The organism is Martelella mediterranea (genome assembly GCF_021021415.1).
GTDB lineage: Bacteria > Pseudomonadota > Alphaproteobacteria > Rhizobiales > Rhizobiaceae > Martelella > Martelella mediterranea_C.
In genome coordinates this window covers 74,747-95,425 of record NZ_JAINWJ010000009.1, presented here as the reverse complement: position 1 = coordinate 95,425, position 20,679 = coordinate 74,747, and the positions used below count along the sequence as shown (strand labels likewise).

21 protein-coding genes are annotated in these 20,679 nt (G+C 61.9%); 20 read left to right on the top strand and 1 reads right to left on the bottom strand.

Features of this window, described 5'->3' with window-relative positions:
- Positions 1 to 21: 21 nt before the first annotated feature.
- The 20 genes from K7H91_RS07195 to K7H91_RS07100 all read left to right on the top strand — a co-directional run bounded on the left by K7H91_RS07195 (position 22) and on the right by K7H91_RS07100 (position 19,630).
- The gene (locus tag K7H91_RS07195; protein WP_230719518.1) at positions 22 to 264 is read left to right on the top strand and encodes a hypothetical protein; all 243 of its coding nucleotides are present in this window, start codon (positions 22 to 24) and stop codon (positions 262 to 264) included.
- 157 nt (positions 265 to 421) lie between these two features.
- On the top strand, positions 422 to 1,027 hold the full coding sequence (leuD, locus tag K7H91_RS07190; protein ID WP_230719517.1) for a 3-isopropylmalate dehydratase small subunit: 606 nt from the start codon (positions 422 to 424) through the stop codon (positions 1,025 to 1,027).
- A gap of 48 nt (positions 1,028 to 1,075) precedes the next feature.
- Entirely contained in the window at positions 1,076 to 1,726 is a 651-nt protein-coding gene (locus K7H91_RS07185) for a class I SAM-dependent methyltransferase (RefSeq protein WP_419197451.1), read from the top strand.
- Between the two features lie 280 nt (positions 1,727 to 2,006).
- Positions 2,007 to 2,399 (top strand): succinate dehydrogenase, cytochrome b556 subunit, encoded by a 393-nt coding sequence (gene sdhC, locus K7H91_RS07180; protein ID WP_230719515.1) that lies wholly within the window; start codon positions 2,007 to 2,009, stop codon positions 2,397 to 2,399.
- 10 nt (positions 2,400 to 2,409) lie between these two features.
- On the top strand, positions 2,410 to 2,790 hold the full coding sequence (gene sdhD / locus K7H91_RS07175) for a succinate dehydrogenase, hydrophobic membrane anchor protein (protein WP_230719514.1): 381 nt from the start codon (positions 2,410 to 2,412) through the stop codon (positions 2,788 to 2,790).
- Positions 2,791 to 2,797: 7 nt separating this feature from the next.
- Positions 2,798 to 4,639: a succinate dehydrogenase flavoprotein subunit gene (gene sdhA / locus K7H91_RS07170; protein WP_230719513.1), complete on the top strand. Its 1,842-nt coding sequence runs from the start codon at positions 2,798 to 2,800 to the stop codon at positions 4,637 to 4,639.
- Positions 4,640 to 4,654: 15 nt separating this feature from the next.
- A complete protein-coding gene (locus K7H91_RS07165; RefSeq protein ID WP_230719512.1) occupies positions 4,655 to 4,891 on the top strand; it encodes a hypothetical protein in 237 nt (78 codons plus the stop codon).
- Positions 4,888 to 5,313 carry a type II toxin-antitoxin system VapC family toxin gene (locus K7H91_RS07160; protein ID WP_230719511.1) on the top strand — a complete coding sequence of 142 codons (426 nt, stop codon included), beginning with the start codon at positions 4,888 to 4,890 and terminating at the stop codon, positions 5,311 to 5,313. The genes K7H91_RS07165 and K7H91_RS07160 overlap by 4 nt, the downstream gene beginning before the upstream one ends.
- Before the next feature lie 38 nt (positions 5,314 to 5,351).
- A complete protein-coding gene (locus K7H91_RS07155) occupies positions 5,352 to 6,131 on the top strand; it encodes a succinate dehydrogenase iron-sulfur subunit (RefSeq protein WP_230719510.1) in 780 nt (259 codons plus the stop codon).
- Positions 6,132 to 6,375: 244 nt separating this feature from the next.
- Complete coding sequence (locus K7H91_RS07150; RefSeq protein ID WP_230719509.1) at positions 6,376 to 6,966, top strand: protease inhibitor Inh/omp19 family protein; 591 nt, start codon at positions 6,376 to 6,378, stop codon at positions 6,964 to 6,966.
- 91 nt (positions 6,967 to 7,057) lie between these two features.
- Entirely contained in the window at positions 7,058 to 8,209 is a 1,152-nt protein-coding gene (gene zapE, locus K7H91_RS07145) for a cell division protein ZapE (protein WP_230719508.1), read from the top strand.
- A gap of 174 nt (positions 8,210 to 8,383) precedes the next feature.
- Positions 8,384 to 9,346, top strand: a complete 963-nt coding sequence (mdh, locus tag K7H91_RS07140; RefSeq protein WP_230719507.1) for a malate dehydrogenase — start codon at positions 8,384 to 8,386, stop codon at positions 9,344 to 9,346.
- A 29-nt stretch (positions 9,347 to 9,375) separates the two neighbouring features.
- Positions 9,376 to 10,572, top strand: a complete 1,197-nt coding sequence (gene sucC / locus K7H91_RS07135; RefSeq protein WP_230719506.1) for an ADP-forming succinate--CoA ligase subunit beta — start codon at positions 9,376 to 9,378, stop codon at positions 10,570 to 10,572.
- Between the two features lie 6 nt (positions 10,573 to 10,578).
- Complete coding sequence (gene sucD, locus K7H91_RS07130) at positions 10,579 to 11,484, top strand: succinate--CoA ligase subunit alpha (RefSeq protein ID WP_230719505.1); 906 nt, start codon at positions 10,579 to 10,581, stop codon at positions 11,482 to 11,484.
- 160 nt (positions 11,485 to 11,644) lie between these two features.
- Positions 11,645 to 14,629 (top strand): 2-oxoglutarate dehydrogenase E1 component, encoded by a 2,985-nt coding sequence (locus K7H91_RS07125; protein ID WP_230719504.1) that lies wholly within the window; start codon positions 11,645 to 11,647, stop codon positions 14,627 to 14,629.
- A 96-nt stretch (positions 14,630 to 14,725) separates the two neighbouring features.
- A complete protein-coding gene (gene odhB, locus K7H91_RS07120; protein WP_230719503.1) occupies positions 14,726 to 15,979 on the top strand; it encodes a 2-oxoglutarate dehydrogenase complex dihydrolipoyllysine-residue succinyltransferase in 1,254 nt (417 codons plus the stop codon).
- Positions 15,980 to 16,003: 24 nt separating this feature from the next.
- Positions 16,004 to 16,618 carry a LysE family translocator gene (locus tag K7H91_RS07115; protein WP_230719502.1) on the top strand — a complete coding sequence of 205 codons (615 nt, stop codon included), beginning with the start codon at positions 16,004 to 16,006 and terminating at the stop codon, positions 16,616 to 16,618.
- Positions 16,619 to 16,635: 17 nt separating this feature from the next.
- The gene (locus K7H91_RS07110; protein ID WP_230719501.1) at positions 16,636 to 17,274 is read left to right on the top strand and encodes a LysE family transporter; all 639 of its coding nucleotides are present in this window, start codon (positions 16,636 to 16,638) and stop codon (positions 17,272 to 17,274) included.
- Between the two features lie 99 nt (positions 17,275 to 17,373).
- Positions 17,374 to 18,780: a dihydrolipoyl dehydrogenase gene (lpdA, locus tag K7H91_RS07105; protein WP_230719500.1), complete on the top strand. Its 1,407-nt coding sequence runs from the start codon at positions 17,374 to 17,376 to the stop codon at positions 18,778 to 18,780.
- A gap of 352 nt (positions 18,781 to 19,132) precedes the next feature.
- Positions 19,133 to 19,630, top strand: a complete 498-nt coding sequence (locus K7H91_RS07100) for a cytochrome b (protein WP_230719499.1) — start codon at positions 19,133 to 19,135, stop codon at positions 19,628 to 19,630.
- A gap of 3 nt (positions 19,631 to 19,633) precedes the next feature.
- Here the strand turns inward: K7H91_RS07100 and K7H91_RS07095 are convergent, their stop codons facing one another.
- Positions 19,634 to 20,674 (bottom strand): ABC transporter ATP-binding protein, encoded by a 1,041-nt coding sequence (locus tag K7H91_RS07095; RefSeq protein WP_230719498.1) that lies wholly within the window; start codon positions 20,672 to 20,674, stop codon positions 19,634 to 19,636.
- Positions 20,675 to 20,679: the final 5 nt, after the last annotated feature.

Sequence of the window (20,679 nt, the reverse complement as noted above, 5' to 3'; positions counted from 1 at the left end):
AACAGGTGTGAAAGGAAACTGATGATGGAAAACATCCGCTCCGTAGTAATGGCAATCGTCGGTCTGGCTGCCGTGGCCTTCGTGACCGTATTTGCTTTTTCCGTTGGTCTGGCGCTGATGGGCGTTCTTGCCGTGCTGACCGTTGCCCGCATGGTTGCCGGCAAGCTTAGTCAGGCACCGGTTCCGGTTCGCACCCGCGACTGCCGCCGCAAGGATGGCATGCGCGTATGGGATGATGGCAAGGGCAAGATCATCGACCTCTAAGAGGTGCGCTTTTGCAGTTCGATCGCTTTTCGGGCAGCCCTTGCGGCTGCCTTTTGTTTTCGCCCACGCGTACCAAAAGGTACAGTTTTCCGTTGAAAGCGGCGTAAAACCGCTATAGAGCGATGGCAAGCTCAATAAAATCTGCCGAGGATGTCCCATGGAAAAATTTGTCAAGCTGACGGGTGTTGCCGCGCCGCTGCCCGTGGTCAATGTCGATACCGACATGATCATTCCCAAGGATTATCTGAAGACGATCAAGCGCACCGGTCTCGGCGTCGGGCTTTTCGCCGAGGCGCGCTACAATCAGGACGGTTCGGAAAATCCTGATTTCGTGCTGAACAAGCCAGCATATCGCGACGCCAAGATTCTCGTGGCCGGCGACAATTTCGGCTGCGGCTCCTCGCGTGAACATGCGCCCTGGGCGCTGGCCGATTTCGGCATCCGCTGCGTGATTTCCACCAGCTTCGCCGACATTTTCTACAACAACTGCTTCAAGAACGGCATTCTGCCGATCATCGTTTCGCCGCAGGAGCTGGAGAAGCTGATGGACGACGCCGAGCGCGGGTCCAACGCGGTTCTGACGGTCGATCTGGAGAACCAGGAAATCACCGGTCCCGATGGCGGCTCGATCAAGTTCGAGCTCGACGCCTTCAAGCGCCACTGCCTGCTGAACGGTCTGGACGATATCTCGCTGACGCTCGAAAAGAGCGACAATATCGCCAGCTACGAAAACAAGCTCGCGGCCGAGCGCCCCTGGGCCTGATTGCGCACCTTCTCCCGGTGGATGCCGGGAGAAAGCTTTTTCATGCGCATGAAAAACCCCGAAGCCTTCATTCTTGAAAACACCGAAATCCTGGCTCCGCCGCATGTGCCGGAAATCCGCCTGTGGCTGGCGAGCGAGGTGCATGATCTGTGGCAGAAGACCGAGGCCGAGCTTGAGGCAATCGGCGTGCCGCCGCCATTCTGGGCCTTCGCCTGGGCGGGCGGACAGGGGCTGGCGCGCTATGTGCTCGATCATCCGGACTGCGTGGCGGGCAAGCGGGTCGTCGATTTCGCCAGCGGCTCCGGGCTGGTGGCGATCGCCGCGGCCAAGGCGGGCGCCGCCTCTGTTCTCGCGGCGGATATCGATCCGTTTTCGCGCGTTGCCGCGAAGCTCAATGCCGAGCTGAACGATGTCGCGCTCAGCTTTACCAGCCAGAATCTGATGGAGACCACGCCGGATTGCGACGTGCTGCTTGCCGGCGATGTGTTTTACGATGCCGCATGGGCAGCGGCGCTGCTGCCCTGGTTCGAGCGGCTCGAAGCGCGAGGCATCATCATTCTCGTCGGCGATCCGGGGCGGGCCTATTGCCCGAAGGAGCATCTGGAGCGGCTGGCCGAATACCAGGTGTCGGTCACCCGTGTTCTGGAGGATAGCGAGGTGAAAAAGACCACAGTCTGGCGCTTCATCGGATGCACCTGAGTCGTCAAACATGAGTTCTACACTCATGTTAACCGCTTGAAATTCCACGACCCGGATGGACTTGATGACAAAAGCATGCGATTTTCCGGGCCCGATAAACGGTCTTTTTCAATCCGCCGACTGTCAAACCGATTAAATCGGGACGGGCGGAGCGAATGGACTTGTCGCGGCCGTTTGCGGTGGCTACACCACCGGTGAACGTCGGTTGCGTCCGGCTCTGGTTGCCGGGCGATGCCGAATGCATAATTGCCGCGTCCTAAAGAACGCCTGCGAGGTTTTGATGGCCACTCCGACCAGCAACCGGCCCCTATCGCCGCATCTTCAAGTCTACCGGTTCATTCCGACGATGGCGATGTCGATCATCCACCGCATTACCGGCGGCGCGATGTATTTCGGCACGATCCTGCTTGCCGCCTGGCTGGTCTCTGCGGCCATGGGCAAGGAAGCCTTCGATTGCGTGAGCTGGTTCTTCGGTTCCTGGCTCGGGCTCTTGATCCTGTTCGGCTACACATGGGCGCTGGTGCATCATCTGCTCGGCGGCCTGCGCCATTTCGCCTGGGATCTCGGCCACGGTCTCGGCAAGGAATTCACCACGAAGCTGGCGATCGCTCTGCCCTTCGTCTCGGTCGCGGTCACGGTCCTTCTGTGGATCGTCGGGCTTCTGGTCTGGTAAGGAGAGCACCATGGATATGCGTACACCGCTGAAAAAGGTTCGCGGCCTCGGCTCCGCCAAGGAAGGGACCCATCATTTCTGGATGCAGCGGATGACGGCCGTCGCGCTCGTGCCGCTGTTCGTCCTGTTCATCATCTTCATCATCGCCCATATCGGCGCGCCGTATGAAGAAGTGGTGGCGAGCCTTGCCAACCCCTTCATCGCCGTGCTGATGGGCCTGATGATCGTAGCCGGCCTCGTGCATATGCGCATCGGCATGCAGGAGATCATCGACGACTACGTCCATGGTGAAGTGCTGAAGCTCGTCGCGGTGATGGCGAACACCTTCTTCACCGTGCTGATCGGCGGGCTCTGTCTGTTCGCCATCCTGAAAATCGCGTTTGTAGGATAATATTCACATGGCTAATCCTTCTTCCCCCGCCGCCAATGGCAAGGCCTATGAATATGTCGACCACGCCTATGACGTGATCGTGGTCGGCGCCGGCGGTTCCGGCCTGCGCGCCACGCTCGGCATGGCCGAGCAGGGCTTCAAGACCGCCTGCATCACCAAGGTTTTCCCAACGCGCTCGCATACCGTGGCCGCCCAGGGCGGCATCGCCGCCTCGCTGCAGAACATGACGCCCGATTGCTGGCAGTGGCATCTCTACGATACCGTCAAGGGTTCCGATTGGCTCGGCGATGTCGACGCCATGCAGTATCTCGCCATGGAAGCGCCGCAGGCGGTCTATGAGCTTGAGCATTACGGCGTGCCGTTCTCGCGTAATGAAGAGGGCAAGATCTACCAGCGCCCCTTCGGCGGCCACATGCAGAATTACGGCGAAGGCCCGCCGGTGCAGCGCACCTGTGCTGCCGCCGACCGTACCGGCCACGCCATCCTGCACACGCTTTACGGCCAGTCGCTGCGCAACAATGCCGAGTTCTTCATCGAATATTTTGCGATCGACCTGATCATGAGCGATGATGGCACCTGCACCGGGGTCGTCGCCTGGAACCTTGATGACGGCACGATCCATCGCTTCTCCGCCAAGATGGTGGTGCTGGCGACCGGCGGTTACGGCCGCACCTATTTCTCGGCAACCTCCGCGCATACCTGCACCGGCGATGGCGCCGGCATGATCGCGCGTGCCGGCCTGCCGCTGCAGGACATGGAGTTCGTCCAGTTCCACCCGACCGGCATCTATGGCGCGGGCTGCCTGATTACCGAGGGCGCGCGCGGCGAGGGCGGTTATCTGGTCAACTCCGAGGGCGAGCGCTTCATGGAGCGCTATGCGCCTTCTGCCAAGGACCTCGCTTCGCGCGACGTTGTCTCGCGCTGTATGACGATGGAAATCCGTGAAGGCCGTGGCGTCGGCAAGAACAAGGATCACATCTTCCTGCATCTCGACCATCTCGATCCGGCTGTGCTGCATGAGCGCCTTCCGGGCATTTCCGAGAGCGCCAAGATATTCGCCGGCGTCGATGTCACCCGCGAGCCGATCCCGGTCCTGCCGACCGTCCACTACAATATGGGCGGCATTCCGACCAATTATTACGGCGAAGTGCTGAATGCCGATGGCGACAATCCGGAACGTCTCGCGCCCGGCCTGATGGCCGTCGGCGAGGCCGGTTGCGCCTCGGTTCACGGCGCCAACCGTCTCGGCTCCAACTCGCTGATCGACCTCGTGGTCTTCGGTCGCGCCGCGGCGATCCGCGCCGGTCAGGTGATCGACCGCGAGGCCTCGATCCCGGCGCTCAATATCGAAGCCTGCGACAGGATCATGGAACGCTTCGACAAGACCCGCCACGCCTCCGGCTCGCAGCCGACGGCGGTGCTGCGCGACAAGATGCAGCGCGCCATGCAGGAAGAGGCGGCCGTGTTCCGCACCCAGGAAACGCTGGAAGAGGGCTGCCGCCGGATTTCGGAAATCTGGAAGGAACTGCCGGACGTCAAGGTCACCGACCGCTCGATGATCTGGAACTCGGATCTGGTCGAGACACTGGAACTGCAGAACCTGATGGCCTGCGCGATCACCACCGTCTACGGCGCGGAAGCCCGCAAGGAAAGCCGCGGCGCGCATGCCCGCGAGGACTATGCCGACGGCCCGTTCTCCGGCCGCGACGACGAGAACTGGCGCAAGCACACGCTCGCCTGGGTCAACGAGGCCGGCGACGTCAAGCTCGACTACCGCCCGGTCCACACCGACCTCATCGCCGACGGCATCGACATCAAGAAGATCGCGCCGAAGGCGCGGGTGTATTGATCGAGGATAGATGTGATGGGTGAGATAACGATCAAGGTCGCGGACGAGGCGCTGGTACGGCGGCTGACCGAACTGGCCGACACCCATCAGATCTCGCCGGAAGCCGAAGCGACCGCAATTCTCCGCCGCGCCACCGGCGTTCCGCTCGATCGGGAGAGCAGACTGGCGACGGCGAAGCGTATTGCCGACCTGACACCGCACCGGCGGCAGACGGACGCGGTGGAAATGCTGCGCGAGGATCGCTCGCGATGACGTTGGTCATCGATTCTTCGGTGATCGTGAAGTGGTTCGTGCGGGAAGAAGGGCACCCGGAGGCGGTGAAACTGTTGGAGATGACGGAGCAATTGAGTAGCCCGGACTTTGCCTTGGCCGAGGCCGCCAATGTTCTTTGGCGGAAGGTTCGTCTTGGTGAAATCGGCTCGGGACAGGCAAGGGAGGCCATCGGCCAGATGCCCGGTTTTTTCGACTCGATCGTTCCGTCTTCCGAATTGCTGGAGACGGCTTTCGACTTGGCCGGAACGCTTCAGCACAGCGTTTACGACTGCATGTTTCTCGCTTGTGCGCTGTGGCGAGAGGGCGACGTTCTGGTGTCGGCCGACGAGAAATTTCTGACGAAAGCTTCAGAGAGCGGCTTTGCGGCATCGGTCCGGCCGCTGTCCGGGTTGAACCTCTGAGGCGAGACGGTATATTTTAGGAACACAGGATAACCGCCATGGTTGAATTCACGCTTCCCAAGAACTCGAAGATCAAGACCGGCAAGACCTGGCCGAAGCCGGAGGGTGCGTCCAATCTTCGCGAGTTCAAGATCTACCGCTGGAACCCGGATACCGGCGAGAACCCGTCGATCGACACCTATTTCATCGATCTCGATGATTGCGGGCCGATGGTTCTCGATGCGCTGCTCTATATCAAGAACAATATCGATCCGACGCTGACGCTGCGCCGCTCCTGTCGCGAAGGCATTTGCGGTTCGTGCGCGATGAATATCGACGGCACCAACACGCTCGCCTGCACCAAGGGTATGGACGACATCAACGGCGCGGTGAAGATCTATCCGCTGCCGCATATGCCGGTGGTCAAGGACCTTGTGCCGGACCTCAACAATTTCTACGCGCAGCACCGTTCGATCGAACCCTGGCTCAAGACCGTGTCGCCGCCGCCGGCGAAGGAGTGGAAGCAGAGCCATGAGGACCGCGTCAAGCTCGACGGGCTTTACGAGTGCATTCTGTGCGCCTGCTGCTCGACCTCCTGTCCGTCCTACTGGTGGAACGGCGACCGCTATCTCGGCCCCGCCGTGCTGCTGCAGGCCTATCGCTGGCTGATCGACTCCAGAGACGAGGCGACCGGCGAGCGGCTTGACGATCTGGAAGATCCCTTCCGGCTCTATCGCTGCCACACGATCATGAACTGCACCCAGGCCTGTCCGAAGGGGCTGAACCCCGCCAAGGCAATCGCCGGCATCAAGAAGATGATGGTCGAGCGGTCGGTTTGATCGTTTGTTCGAGCCTTCGGTTTCTTACGCCGCTTACGCAATCGTGAAGCCGGTTCAGGCCCCGGCGTGGTTGCGCTTGCGGGTGAATGTGGTGTAGCCCTTGCCGGATTGGACTTGCGCACGATATGATTGCCGACAGGTCCGGTCGTCTCCTCGCCTTGTTGGCGTGGCGGGCAGGCAGGCACTTTGAAGCTGTGCAACGGGGCCGCGCCCCATTGCGCCAGAGGAGCAGGAGTTCGGGTTGATGGTTCACAAGGTTTTGGTGGTCGCGGCAGTGACCGGGGTTCTCGCCCTCAGCGCATGTCAGCGGACGACCTATGATTATTCTCCGCCGGCGCCCCCGCCGCCGCAGCCCTTGACCCCGGCGCCTGCCGGACAGGTGCAGAGCGGCTCGCTGCCGCCGCCTGCGGGCGCTTCGGCCTATCCGACCGGCACTTACGGCGGCACCCAGCCGGGCATGACCGATACGGCGACCGGGCAGTATCCGGCAGCCCCGGGTGCCCCGACCGAGACGGCGGGCGGCATGGGCAATGTGTCCGCCCCCGCAGGCGCGGTTCCGGTGACCAATTCGGCGCTCGTCGGCAGCTGGAAGGTCAGCGAAGGCGGCGTTTCCTGCGACATGTTCCTGACGCTGACCAATCTTGGCGAAGGCCTGCGTGGCGGCACGCGTGGTTGCACCGGCGGGCTTTCCACCATGAAGTCCTGGGGCATCAATGGCGACCAGGTCGTGCTGAACGATGCCAATGGCTTTGCCATCGCCAGGCTTTACAAGACGGCCGACAATCGCATCGAAGGCACCAGCAGTTCCGGCCAGCAGGTCGTGCTGAGCCGCTGACGAAAAGGGCCCGGACGGGCCCTTTTTTCTGCCTTTCCGGCGGGCCCGCCTGGCGGAGTTCGCCACCAGATTCCCAAAACCGGAAATATTGATGGCTGCGACTGTGACCGCGCGCCTGCAGGCGCTGACTGACGACAAGACACTGAGCCCGGATGAAGCGCAGCGCGCCGTGGCGGCCCAACTCGATACGGTGCTGGAGGGGCTGAAGGCCGCGCCGTCGCGGCGGAAGGGCAAGCTGCTCTCGCGACTGTTCAGCAGCAAGAGCGCCGGACCGCTGACCCGAGGGCTCTATATTCATGGCAGTGTCGGGCGCGGCAAGACCATGCTGATGGACATGTTCTTCGAGCTTGCGCCGATCGCGGACAAGCGCCGCGCCCATTTCTTCGCCTTCATGGCCGATGTGCAGGACAGGCTGAACGCCTATCGCCGCAAGCTCAAGGCCGGCGAGGTGAAGGAGGCTGACCCGATCGGCCCGGTGGCTGACGAGATCATCGCCGAAAACCGCCTTCTGTGCTTCGATGAGTTCACCGTCACCGATATCGCCGACGCGATGATCCTGTCGCGGCTGTTCTCGGCGCTTTTTGAACGTGGCTGCGTGCTGGTCGCGACCTCCAATGTCGCGCCCGACGATCTCTACAAGGATGGCCTGAACCGCGGCCTGTTCCTGCCCTTCATCGACGTGCTGAAGGAGAATGTCACGGTAACGACACTCGACTCTGCTACCGACTACCGCATGGAGAAGTTCGAGGGCCGGCCGGTTTACCTGACCCCGCTTGACGAGAAGACGGCGGCACGGATGGACGAGAACTGGAACCTTTTGACCGGCGGCAGGCAAGGCGAGGCCGAGGAGATCGAAATGCGCGGCCGCGTGCTGCACGTGCCAAGGGCCTGTGGCGAGGTTGCCCGGTTCAGCTTTGATGACCTGTGCAAAAAGCCGCTCGGAGCCACGGACTATATGGCGATCGCCAGGCGATACCGCACGGTGTTCATCGATGGGGTGCCGGTGCTCGGCAGCGATAGCCGCAATGAAATCAAGCGCTTCATCATGCTGGTCGATACGCTTTACGACCAGACGATCCGCACGGTGATCTCGGCGGCGGCCATGCCGGAGGATCTGCTTCCGGAGCGCAAGGGACGTGAAGGCTTCGAATTCGATCGCACCGCCTCGCGGCTTTTCGAGATGCGCAGCACGGATTACCTTGCAGCGCACAAGAAAAAATGGGCTGCAAATGCGGCGGAATGACGATCACGTCTTTTTGAATTCTTACCTTTACGTCAATTAAAATATATATAACCGATTGAAAATATTAGCGTCCGAAAAACCGGTTGAAAATCACCCGGATAGGGGCTATCCCAACTTGCGACATGGGCAGGCTTTGCGGCGTGCTCGGAAATGGATTTTCAGAGGATATAATTCATGGCGCGCAATAAAATCGCATTGATCGGTTCGGGCATGATCGGGGGCACGCTCGCGCATCTCGCCGGGCTCAAGGAACTGGGCGACGTCGTCCTGTTCGATATCGCGGACGGCCTGCCGCAGGGCAAGGCGCTCGACATCGCCGAATCCTCGCCGGTCGACGGCTTCGACGCAAAGCTTTCCGGCGCATCCGATTATTCCGCCATCGCCGGCGCCGATGTTTGCATCGTCACTGCCGGCGTGCCGCGCAAGCCCGGCATGAGCCGTGACGACCTGCTCGGCATCAACCTCAAGGTCATGGAAGCCGTTGGCGCGGGTATCGCGCAGCACGCTCCGAACGCCTTCGTCATCTGCATCACCAACCCGCTCGACGCCATGGTCTGGGCGCTGCAGAAATTCTCCGGCCTTCCGGCGAACAAGGTCGTCGGCATGGCCGGGGTTCTCGACTCAGCCCGTTTCCGCTACTTCCTCGCCGAGGAGTTCAACGTTTCGGTTGAAGACGTCACCGCCTTCGTCCTCGGCGGTCACGGCGATACCATGGTTCCGGTCGCGCAGTATTCGACGGTTGCCGGCATTCCGCTGCCCGATCTGGTCAAGATGGGCTGGACCACCCAGGAAAAGCTCGACGCGATCATCACCCGCACCCGTGGCGGCGGCGGCGAGATCGTGGCGCTGCTGAAGAACGGCTCGGCCTATTACGCGCCTGCCGCTTCCGCGATCGCCATGGCTGAGAGCTACCTCAAGGACAAGAAGCGCGTCATGCCGGCCGCCGCACACCTTACCGGCGAATACGGCGTTGACGGCATGTATGTCGGCGTTCCGATCGTGATCGGCGAGGGCGGCGTCGAGCGCATCGTCGAAATTCCGCTGGAAGGCGAGGACAAGGCCGGCTTCGACAAGTCGGTGGACGCCGTGAAGGGCCTTTGCGATGCCTGCAAGGAAATCGCGCCCTCTCTGAAATAAGCCGCTTTCTCTAAAAGGACGGATATCGAATGAATATTCATGAATACCAGGCCAAGGCTCTGCTGAAGAGCTACGGCGCGCCGGTGGCCGATGGCGTCGCCATCCTGACCAAGGATGAAGTCGACGCCGCGGTGGCGAAGCTCCCGGGCCCGCTTTACGTGGTCAAGAGCCAGATCCATGCCGGCGGCCGCGGCAAGGGCAAGTTCAAGGAACTCGGCCCCGATGCCAAGGGCGGCGTGCGTCTGGCGAAGTCCGCCGATGAGGTGAAGGCGTTTGTGGACGAGATGCTCGGCAACACGCTGGTGACCAAGCAGACCGGCCCGGCCGGCAAGCAGGTCAACCGCCTTTATATCGAGGATGGCGCCGATATCGACCGCGAGCTTTACTGCTCGCTTCTCGTCGACCGCACGGTGGGACAGGTGGCCTTCGTGGTCTCCACCGAAGGCGGCATGGACATCGAAGCCGTCGCCGAGGAAACGCCGGACAGGATCGTCACCGTGGCGATCGACCCGGAAACCGGCGTCACGGCCTCTGACGTCAAGACGCTCTGCGAGGCGCTGAAGCTTGAGGGCGATGCGGCCAAGGATGCCGAGCGTCTGTTCCCGATCCTCTACAAGGCCTTTGTCGAAAAGGACATGAGCCTGCTCGAGATCAACCCGCTGATCGTCATGGAAAACGGCCGTCTGCGCGTTCTCGACGCCAAGGTCTCCTTCGACGGCAACGCCCTGTTCCGCCACGACGATGTCCGCGCCCTGCGCGACACCACGGAAGAGGACGCCAAGGAAATCGAGGCTTCCAAATATGACCTCGCCTATGTCGCGCTCGACGGCAATATCGGCTGCATGGTCAACGGCGCAGGCCTTGCCATGGCGACCATGGACATCATCAAGCTCTACGGCGCAGAGCCCGCGAACTTCCTCGATGTCGGCGGCGGCGCGTCCAAGGAAAAGGTCACGGCGGCGTTCAAGATCATCACCGCCGATCCGGCTGTGAAGGGCATTCTGGTCAACATTTTCGGCGGCATCATGCGCTGCGATGTCATCGCCGAAGGCGTGATTGCCGCGGTCAAGGAAGTCGGTCTCAAGGTGCCGCTGGTTGTGCGTCTCGAAGGCACCAATGTCGAACTCGGCAAGAAGATCATCAACGAGAGTGGCCTCAACGTCATCTCCGCCGATGATCTCGACGACGCGGCCCAGAAAATCGTTTCGGCCGTTAAGGAGGCCTGAGTACCCATGTCCATTCTGGTAAACAAAGACACCAAGGTTCTGGTTCAGGGCCTCACCGGCAAGACCGGCACGTTTCACACCGAGCAGGCGCTTGCCTATTACGGCACCAAGATGGTCGGCGGTATCCACCCCAAGAAGGGTGGTTCCGAGTGGTCCTCCGGTGTTGACGGCACAAATCTGCCGATCTTCGCCTCGGTTGCCGAGGGCAAGGAAAAGACCGGCGCCGATGCATCCGTGATCTACGTTCCGCCGGCTGGCGCGGGCGCTGCGATCCTGGAAGCGATCGAAGCGGAAATTCCGCTGATCGTCTGCATCACCGAGGGCATTCCGGTGGCTGACATGGTCAAGGTCAAGGCGAAGCTCGACAAGTCGAAATCGCGCCTGATTGGCCCGAACTGCCCTGGCGTTCTGACGCCGGAAGAATGCAAGATCGGCATCATGCCGGGTTCGATCTTCAAGAAGGGCTCCGTCGGCGTTCTGTCGCGTTCCGGCACGCTCACCTATGAAGCCGTGTTCCAGACCACCAATGAAGGCCTCGGCCAGACCACGGCCGTCGGCATTGGCGGCGACCCGGTCAAGGGCACCGAGTTCATCGACATGCTGGAAATGTTCCTGGCCGACGACGCCACCCAGTCGATCATCATGATCGGCGAGATCGGCGGCTCGGCTGAGGAAGAAGCAGCCCAGTTCCTGAAGGATGAGGCCAAGAAGGGCCGCAAGAAGCCGATGGTCGGCTTCATCGCGGGTCGTACCGCCCCTCCCGGCCGCACCATGGGCCATGCCGGCGCCGTGATTTCCGGCGGCAAGGGCGGCGCTGAAGACAAGATCGAGGCGATGGAATCGGCCGGCATTACCGTGTCGCCGTCTCCGGCCCGCCTCGGCAAGACGCTGGTTGAAGTCCTGAAGGGCTGATCCAGCTGAGAATGATGTCGTGGCGACCGGCGGGTCGCCACGAAAATACCGTTTTCCTCGTGATCTCACGGCGGCTCGACGGAATTTTAGAGGGTGGACCGGCGTGAGGCCGGTTTCACCGTTTCAAGCGGGAGGCGGACGAATTCGTCCGCGCGTGCACATGTCCAGGCAAGAAGCCAACGAACAATTTCTCCTGACCTCGTTTCTCGATGGGGCGAATGCCACCTATATCGAGCATCTCTACGCGGCCTATGAGGATGATCCGAATTCGGTGTCGGAAGAATGGCGCGATTTCTTCAAGGCGCTCGGCGATGATCCGGACGCGGTGAGGAAGGCGGCCGAGGGTGCGTCCTGGAGAAAGGACAACTGGCCGGTCAAGCCCGCTGACGAGCTGACCGCCGCCCTTGACGGCAATTGGGGCGATGTCGAGCGCGTGGTCGAAAAGAAGCTTCACGCCAAGGCGGCGGCCGAAGGGTCCGCCCTTTCCGGCGAGGAGGTGTTGCGCGCCACCCGCGATTCCGTGCGCGCGCTGATGATGATCCGCGCCTTCCGCATGCGCGGCCATCTGCACGCCAAGCTTGACCCGCTCGGTCTGGCCGGCATGGCCGACGACGATTACAACGAGTTGTCGCCGCAGGCCTATGGCTTCACCGAGGCCGATTTCGATCGACCGATCTTCATCGACAATGTTCTGGGGCTGGAATACGCTACGATCCCGGAAATGGTCGATATCCTGACCCGCACCTATTGTTCGACGCTCGGCGTGGAATTCATGCACATCTCCAATCCGGAGGAGAAGTCCTGGATTCAGGAGCGGATCGAAGGTCCGGAAAAGAGCATCACCTTCACCGAGAACGGCAAGAAGGCGATCCTGCAGAAGCTGATCGAGGCCGAGGGCTTCGAGAAGTTTCTCGATGTCAAATACAAGGGTACCAAGCGTTTCGGTCTCGATGGCGGCGAGTCGCTGATCCCGGCCATGGAGCAGATCATCAAGCGCGGCGGTTCGCTGGGCCTGAAGGAGATTGTGCTCGGCATGCCGCATCGCGGCCGCCTCAACGTGCTGTCCCAGGTGATGGCCAAGACCCATCGCGCGATCTTCCACGAGTTCAAGGGCGGTTCGTTCAAGCCCGACGATGTCGAGGGTTCGGGCGACGTGAAGTACCATCTCGGCGCGTCCTCCGACCGCGAGTTCGACGGCAACAATGTTCATCTGTCGCTGACGGCGAACCCCTCGCATCTGGAAATCGTCGATCCGGTGGTGATGGGCAAGGCCCGCGCCAAGCAGGATATCCTCGCTACCCAGCGCGAGGGCGAGGTCGTGCCGCTTTCCGAGCGCGCCAAGGTCATGCCGCTGTTGCTGCACGGCGATGCCGCCTTTGCCGGCCAGGGCGTTGTGGCCGAGGTGCTTGGCCTTTCCGGTCTGCGCGGCCATCGCGTTGCCGGCACGGTGCATTTCATCGTCAACAACCAGATCGGCTTTACCACCAACCCGGCGTTTTCGCGCTCCTCGCCCTATCCGTCGGATGTGGCGAAGATGATCGAGGCGCCGATCTTCCACGTCAATGGCGACGATCCGGAAGCCGTGGTCTATGCCGCCAAGATCGCGACCGAGTTCCGGATGAAGTTCCACAAGCCGGTCGTCATCGACATGTTCTGCTATCGCCGCTTCGGCCATAACGAGGGTGACGAGCCGTCCTTCACCCAGCCGAAGATGTACAAGGCGATCCGCGGCCACCAGACCGTGACCCAGCTTTACGCCGAGCGGCTGATCAAGGAAGGCCTGATCACCAAGGACGAGTTCGAGCAGATGCTTTCCGACTGGAAGGACTTCCTCGAACAGGAATTCGAGGCCGGCTCCTCCTACAAACCGAACAAGGCCGACTGGCTGGACGGCGAGTGGTCGGGCCTGCGCGCCGCCGACAATGCCGACGAGCTGCGGCGCGGCAAGACCTCGGTGCCGATGAAGACGCTCAAGGAAATCGGCAAGAAGCTGACCGAGGTTCCGGAAGGCTTCAATGTGCACCGCACCGTGCAGCGCTTCCTCGATAACCGCGCCAAGATGATCGAGACCGGCGAGGGGATCGACTGGGCGATGGCCGAGGCGCTGGCCTTCGGCGCGCTCTGCCATGAAGGCTTCAAGGTTCGGCTTTCCGGCCAGGACGTCGAGCGCGGCACCTTCTCGCAGCGCCATTCGGTGCTCTACGATCAGGAAACCGAGGAGCGCTATATCCCGCTCCAGCACATCCATCAGGCGCAGGGCCGCTACGAAGTCATCAACTCGATGCTTTCGGAAGAGGCCGTTCTGGGCTTCGAATACGGCTATTCGCTGGCCCGCCCGAACGCGCTGACGCTCTGGGAAGCCCAGTTCGGCGACTTCGCCAATGGCGCGCAGGTGATCTTCGACCAGTTCATCTCGTCGGGCGAGCGCAAATGGCTGCGCATGTCCGGTCTCGTCTGCCTTCTGCCGCATGGTTATGAGGGGCAGGGGCCGGAGCACTCCTCCGCCCGCCTGGAGCGCTGGCTGCAGATGTGCGCCGAGGACAACATGCAGGTCGCCAACTGCACCACGCCGGCGAACTATTTCCACATCCTGCGCCGCCAGTTGAAGCGCGACTTCCGCAAGCCGCTGATCCTGATGACGCCGAAATCGCTGCTGCGCCACAAACGCGCGACCTCGACGCTGTCGGAAATGGCCGGCGAGACCGCGTTCCACCGCCTGTTGTGGGATGATGCGGTCGAGCACGACACGCCGATCAAGCTGGTGAAGGACGCCAAGATTCGTCGCGTGGTTCTGTGCTCGGGCAAGGTCTATTACGACCTGTTCGAGGAGCGCGAGAAGCGGGGCATCAACGATGTTTACCTGCTGCGCGTCGAACAGCTCTATCCCTTCCCCGCCAAGGCGCTGATCAACATGCTGTCGCGCTTCAAGAACGCGGAGATGGTATGGTGCCAGGAAGAGCCGAAGAACATGGGCGCATGGTCGTTCATCGAGCCCTATCTGGAATGGGTGCTGACCCATATCGACGCCAAACATACCAGGGTGCGCTATGCCGGCCGTCCGGCGGCGGCCTCCACGGCCACGGGCCTGATGTCGCGCCATCTGGCGCAGCTCGAGGCCTTCCTGGAAGACGCGCTCGGCGAGTGATTTGAACTTTCCCAGCATGCCGGTCGAGGAGCCCGGCATGCGCAAACCGCCGGAAGGCGTTTTGAAACAGACATTATCAAGATCGGGACTTTTGAAATGGCCACTGAAATCCGCGTTCCCACTTTGGGCGAATCCGTTACCGAGGCGACGGTCGGCACCTGGTACAAGAAGGTCGGCGACGCGATTGCCGCCGATGAGCCGATCGTCGAGCTTGAAACCGACAAGGTGACCATCGAGGTTCCCGCACCGGCCGCCGGCGTGCTGTCGGAAATCGTCGCCGCCGAGGGCGAGACGGTGGAGCTGAATGCCCTTCTCGGCCAGATCGGCGAAGGCGATGGCGCTGCCGCCAGCGAGAAGAAGGAAGAAAAGCCCAAGGAAGAGGCCAAGAAGGACGAAGCGCCGAAGGAAGAGGCCAAGTCCGAAGAAAAGGCCGAGGACAAGGAAAGCAAGAGTGGGGACATGCCGGCCGCGCCCGCCGCCGCCAAGATGATGGCCGAGAAGAATATCTCGGAAGATCAGGTCGAAGGCTCCGGCAAGCGCGGCCAGATCCTGAAGGGCGACGTCATCGCCGCGGCCGCCAAGGGCACATCGGCTCCGGCCCCGTCGGACACCAAGGCGCCGGCCCGCGCGCCGTCCAAGGTCGAGGATGCTGACCGCGAAGAGCGCGTCAAGATGACCCGCCTGCGCCAAACCATCGCCAAGCGCCTCAAGGACGCCCAGAACACGGCCGCGATGCTGACCACCTTCAACGAGGTGGACATGACGGCGGTGATGGAGATGCGCAACAAGTACAAGGACCTGTTCCTGAAGAAGCACGACGTCAAGCTCGGCTTCATGGGCTTCTTCACCAAGGCCGTCTGCCATGCGCTGAAGGAAATCCCGGCGGTGAATGCCGAGATCGATGGCACCGACATCATCTACAAGAACTTCTGCCACATCGGCATGGCCGTCGGCACCGACAAGGGCCTCGTGGTCCCGGTCGTGCGCGATGCCGACCAGATGTCGATTGCCGAGATCGAAGCCGAGATTGCACGGCTCGCCAAGGCGGCCCGTAGCGGCCAGCTTTCCATGGCGGACATGCAGGGCGGCACCTTCACGATCACCAATGGCGGCGTCTATGGTTCGCTGATGTCCTCGCCGATCCTGAACGCGCCGCAGTCCGGCATTCTCGGCATGCACAAGATCCAGGAGCGGCCGATGGCGATCGGCGGCCAGGTGGTCATCCGTCCGATGATGTATCTGGCGCTGTCCTACGACCACCGCATGGTCGATGGTCAGGAAGCGGTGACCTTCCTGGTGCGCGTCAAGGAAACGCTGGAAGATCCCGAACGCCTCGTTCTCGATCTCTGATCAACAGAACCGGGGGGCTGGAACATGAGCATCGAATTCCTGATTACGGCGCTGATTGTTGTTCTGGCTCCCGGCACGGGCGTGGTTTACACGCTTGCCACCGGTCTGGCGCAGGGCAGGATGGCAAGCGTGGCAGCGGCCTTCGGCTGCACGCTCGGCATCATTCCGGCGATCCTCGCCTCCGTCTTCGGCCTCGCCGCGCTGTTTCACACCAGCGCGCTGCTGTTCCAGACGGTGAAGTTCGCGGGCGTTGCCTACCTGCTCTATCTCGCCTGGCAGACGCTGCGGGATCGCGGCACGCTCAGGGTCTCGGGCGAGGGGACGCCGCGGCGCAGCCTGTTTGCGGTTGTCCGCAACGGTTTTCTGATCAATATCCTGAACCCCAAGCTCTCCGTGTTCTTCCTCGCCTTCCTGCCGCAATTCGTGTCGCCCGCCGCTGCCTCGCCGATACTGGAAATGTTGGCGATGTCGGCGGTGTTCATGGCGATGACCTTCGCGGTGTTCGTGCTCTACGGCCAGTTTTCCGGGCTGATGCGCGACCGCGTATTGTCGAGCGAACGGGCGATGGCATGGATGCGGCGCAGCGTGGCGCTGGCCTTTGCCGGTTTCGGCGTTAAACTCGCGCTCAGTAGGCAATAGAAATCGGGACGCCTTCCATGGATCATCAATATCTGATCGAGCTCGCGTCGCTGATGGCGATTTTCTCCTTCGCCATTGTCGCTCCCGGCGCGGATACCGCGATGATCATCCGGCAGGCGCTGGTGCATGGCAGACGCTCGGCGGTGCTCAGCAGTTTCGGCGTCGGCACCTCGCTGATGTTCCATGTCAGTTACACGATCATGGGGCTCGGCCTGATCATTTCGCAGTCGATCATGGTGTTCAACGTGATCAAATGGGCGGGCGCGGCCTATCTTATCTATCTCGGTATCCAGTCGCTGCGTTCCGGCAAGGCCGATGTTTCGCCCGTAGCCCAAGCCGGCGCAACGGCAAGACAGGGAGCGGGAAAGGCCTTTTCGCTCGGCTTTCTCGCGAATGCGCTGAACCCGAAGCCGGTCTTGTTCTTCCTGTCGATATTCTCGACCGTTGTCAGCCACGAAACGCCCGCGGCGGTGAAGTTCGGCTATGGCCTCGTCATGGCGACATGCCTGATCGCGTGGTTCGTCGGCGTCTCGCTGTTCCTGACCACGCCGCGCATGCGCTCGGCGTTTGAAAAGGCGACCGTCTGGATCAACCGCGCGAGCGGTGCGGTCTTCATCGCCTTCGGTCTGAAGCTGGCAACGGAAAAGGCGGGCTGAGCCAACGACAACAAATCCGGCCATCGGCCGCCAGAAGATACGGTCATGCAGCGCCCATCCTTCGCATCGGCGATGACCTCAATAAGAGAAGGAAATCAGATGTCCTATGATCTCATCGTAATCGGTTCCGGTCCCGGCGGCTATGTTTGCGCGGTCAAGGCCTCGCAGCTCGGCATGAAGGTCGCCGTCGTCGAGAAGCGCGCCACCTATGGCGGCACCTGCCTCAATATCGGCTGCATCCCCTCCAAGGCGTTGCTGCATGCCTCGGAATATTACGCACACGCCGCCCATGGCATGGAAAGCCTCGGTATCAAGCTTTCCGGCGTCGAACTCGATCACGACAAGCTGATGGGCCACAAGGACGCGGTGGTGAAGTCGAATGTCGAAGGCGTCGCCTTCCTGTTCAAGAAGAACAAGATCGACGGCATTCAGGGCACCGGCAAGATCCTCGCGCCCGGCAAGGTGCAGGTGACCAAGGAAGACGGCTCGACCGAGGAGCTTGAGGCGAAGAACATCGTGATCGCCACCGGCTCCGATGTCGCCGGCATTCCGGGCGTCAATGTCGAGATCGATGAAGAGACGATCGTTTCCTCCACCGGCGGCATTGCGCTCAAGAAGGTGCCGGAAAAGATGATCGTTGTCGGCGGCGGCGTGATCGGCCTCGAGCTTGGCTCGGTGTGGTCGCGCCTCGGCGCCAAGGTGACGGTCGTCGAATACCTCGACAAGATCCTCGGGCCGATGGATGGCGAGGTCTCCAAGCAGTTCCAGAAGATGCTCGCCAAGCAGGGCCTCGACTTCAAGCTTTCCGCCAAGGTGACGGCGGTCGAGAAGGCCGAAAACGGCGCGAAGGTGACCTTCGAACCGGTCAAGGGCGGCGATGCCGAAACCATCGAGGCCGACATCGTGCTGATCTCGACGGGCCGCAAGCCCTATACCGAGGGCCTTGGCCTGGAAGAGGCCGGCGTGAAGCTCGACGATCGCGGCCGCGTGGAAATCGACAGCCACTTCAAGACCAATGTCGATGGCATCTATGCGATCGGCGATGTGGTCAAGGGGCTGATGCTCGCCCACAAGGCCGAGGACGAGGGCGTGGCGCTCGCCGAAATCCTCGCCGGCCAGGCGGGCCACGTGAATTACGACGTGATCCCGAGCGTGGTCTACACCCAGCCGGAAGTCGCCTCCGTCGGCAAGACCGAGGAAGAGCTGAAGAAGGACGGCGTCGCCTACACTATCGGCAAGTTCCCGTTCATGGCCAATGGCCGGGCTCGCGCGATGGAGGCGACCGACGGTTTCGTCAAGGTGCTCGCCGACAAGGAGACCGACCGCGTGCTCGGCGTCCACATCGTCGGCTTCGGCGCCGGCGAGATGATCCACGAGGCGGCGGTGCTGATGGAGTTCGGCGGCTCGTCCGAGGATCTCGGCCGCACCTGCCACGCCCACCCGACCATGTCGGAAGCGGTGAAGGAAGCGGCGCTCGGCGCGTTCTTCAAGCCGATCCACATGTAAGGCAGGCGGGGTGCGCCAAGGCTCGTTGAGCCTATCCCACTCTCCTCCGTCATGCTCGGGCTTGTCCCGAGCATCTAAGCACGTATCAACACGACAGGCGTTTCGGATGAAAAGGTCTTCAAAGACAATTCATTACGAACCGCCCACGCCGCTCGTGCGGAAGGGTGGTTAGATCCTCGGGACAAGCCCGAGGATGACGTCCGCGCAAGGGGTAGGGTCGTCGACAATCTGAGAGCGGTTAGCGCCCTTTTCATGAAAAAGATGTCACCTTCGAAAGTGCGGCTTGCTTTGCAGGCCGCATTTTCGTTTCATGGTTTATCCGAACAAGCTCTTGATAAGAGGGGTAAATCCTGTGCGTCCGACTCCGGTTTCCTTTTCGCGCTCGCAGCGCGCCCTGCACTGGATCATAGCGTTGCTGATCCTGTTCAACCTGCTCTTCTCCGATGATTTGGTTCGCTGGGGCGTTCTGTATTATGGCAACAAGCCCATTCCCGACGATGTTCAGCTCTCGGCCGACATCCATGCCTATGTCGGGATCACGGTTCTCGTTCTCGCGCTGGTCCGGCTGGCGCTGCGTTTCATCCAGGGCGTGCCGCCCGAGCCTGCGGGCGAGCCGGCGATCTTCCGGCTGCTGTCGAAGGTCGCGCACTGGACGTTTTATCTGATGTTCATCGTGATGCCGCTTGCCGGCATCGCCGGCTATTATTTCGACAGCGGCGCGGCCGCCCTGGCGCATGCCAATCAGATGAAGCTCGTGATGTGGTTTCTGATCATCACCCATATCGCCGCCGTCGCGGTCCACCAGTTCTACTGGAAGACCGGGATATTGAAGCGGATGACCACCGGCTGACGGCTACCGCGCGGTCGCGAGGCGGTTGCCGGCCTCGTCGAACGCATGGCAATGCGCGGGCGCGGCGGCGAGGTGGATCGTGGCGCCGGCGGCAAGTTCGCGGCCGGCCGGCTGTTCCAGGATGATAGGACCGTGGCCCTCGACATCGGCATGGACCAGCCGCGCATTGCCGAGATATTCCGTCAGCCTGACCTTCGCGGCGATGGCGCCCTGATCCTCCGACGTGATCTCAAAACTGTCCGGCCGGATGCCGCAATAGCGCGTTTCGGGCGGAAGCCCGCTCGCGGCGCGAAGGTTTTCGAACGCCGGCGTCAGCTCGAAGAGGTTCATCTTCGGCGCGCCGATGAACTGGGCGGCGAACAGATTGGCCGGGCGCTCGTAGAGGTCCTCGGGGCTGCCGACCTGCTCGATTTTGCCATCGCGCAGGAGCACGATCTTGTCGGCAAGCGTCATCGCCTCGACCTGGTCATGGGTCACATAGATCATCGTCCGCTTCAGCCGCGCATGCAGCTCGGAAATCTGGGTGCGCATATGCACCCGAAGTTCGGCATCGAGGTTGGAGAGCGGCTCGTCGAAGAGGAAGGTCTCCGGCTGGCCGACGATCGCGCGGCCGATCGCCACGCGCTGGCGCTGGCCGCCGGACAGCTCGCGCGGATAGCGCTCGGTGAGGGTGTCGAGCTGCAACGTGGCGACCGCCTCTTCCACCAGCCGGTCGATCTCGGCGGCCGGCGTCTTGCGCACCTTCAGCCCGAAGGCGATGTTTTCGCGCACGGTCAGATGCGGATAGAGCGCATAGGACTGGAACACCATCGCCACGCCGCGCTTGGCCGGCGCGATGTCGTTCATGCGCTTGCCGCCGATTTCGAGCGTGCCGCCGGTGATATCCTCAAGGCCGGCGATCATCCTGAGCAGCGTGGATTTGCCACAGCCGGACGGGCCGACGAACACGCAGAACTCGCCGTCCTCGACCGCAAGGTCGATGCCCTTGATGATCTCCGCCGCGCCATAGGACTTTCTGACGCCCTTCAGTTCAAGCTTGGCCATTGTTG